Consider the following 1,030-nt stretch of genomic DNA (forward strand, 5'->3'; position numbering starts at 1 on the left):
TTGCTAAAGGAGCGGTAGTTCAGTTGGTTAGAATACCGGCCTGTCACGCCGGGGGTCGCGGGTTCGAGTCCCGTCCGCTCCGCCAACATTAAGATGAAAGCCTCTGCAGCAATGCAGAGGCTTTTTTCGTTTTGTAATATTTATTAATTTAGTAGTGACGTTGCGGGCTTTTACACAAAATAGTCCGCCCTAGCTACGCTTTGCGTTCGTAAGCTCACGGCTATCGCCGTTCTCACCCACAAACATTACGATAAGCCCTGCTAGAGATAGCAGGGCTTTTTCGTATGCGTATTTCAAAGAAAAATTAAAGCGAAATGTGCAAGCAGTTTACTAAAGAAGCGATAGTTCAGTCGAACTGATGCTGTTCCAGACAACATCTAGCATTCACCCCATCCTTGGTTTTTTAGACTCTTGACTAGAAATAAGCGGCCAGTCTCGCGTGCCGAAGGCACTTGGGGGCGGCTCTTGATAAGAGAAAGTCCGGCTCCAGCGGCGCTTCGCATTCGTAAGCTCACGGCTATATATATAGCTGTGTTCACCTAGAAACATTAAGAGGAAGGTCTTTTATTGAAAAGAGGCTGAGAATTTCAGTACAGTCTTGTTCGATTTTTCTTACAGATAATCAACAGCATAAGCTGTAGGTAATTTTTTAGTAAATGACATCATGGCTTAGCAATATCGTAGAACTGCTCTAGGCTCCTTTATTTCTGTTTTAACGGGTTTTAGTAATGTTGCCGAATACTGCTTTATAAAGTCACTACCGGCTTTTTTGCCTTGGAGATAATCGGATTGTAAGGCAAGTTTTCTGCTGCCGATTAGCTTACTTTTTAAGGGCTGCTGCGGGAATATTTGAATAATTTCCACATCACTCGGTGGTGAATCAATAAATCGTAATGCGTCACGGTAGGCGTATTCATGGTGAATAAAAAAGTCGATTGCTTTGTAAGCGATCAATATAGGACGGTCTTGTCAGATTCTAATAAGTCTGCATTAGATCTGAGGTAAGCGGGTTGTCCGCAAACTTAGCCTT

1 protein-coding gene and 1 tRNA gene are annotated in these 1,030 nt (G+C 43.3%); one reads left to right on the plus strand and one right to left on the minus strand.

Annotated features, from left to right (window positions below; all coding sequences use genetic code 11):
- Positions 1-8 precede the first annotated feature (8 nt).
- Positions 9-85 (plus strand) — tRNA-Asp (locus L2748_RS24080).
- A 584-nt stretch (positions 86-669) separates the two neighbouring features.
- On the opposite strand, the gene L2748_RS24085 is transcribed toward L2748_RS24080, so the two are convergent.
- The gene (locus L2748_RS24085; RefSeq protein WP_246616314.1) at positions 670-954 is read right to left on the minus strand and encodes a DUF6363 domain-containing protein; all 285 of its coding nucleotides are present in this window, start codon (positions 952-954) and stop codon (positions 670-672) included.
- Positions 955-1,030 lie beyond the last annotated feature (76 nt).

Source organism: Shewanella sairae (assembly GCF_023283535.1).
Classification (GTDB): Bacteria; Pseudomonadota; Gammaproteobacteria; order Enterobacterales; family Shewanellaceae; genus Shewanella; species Shewanella sairae.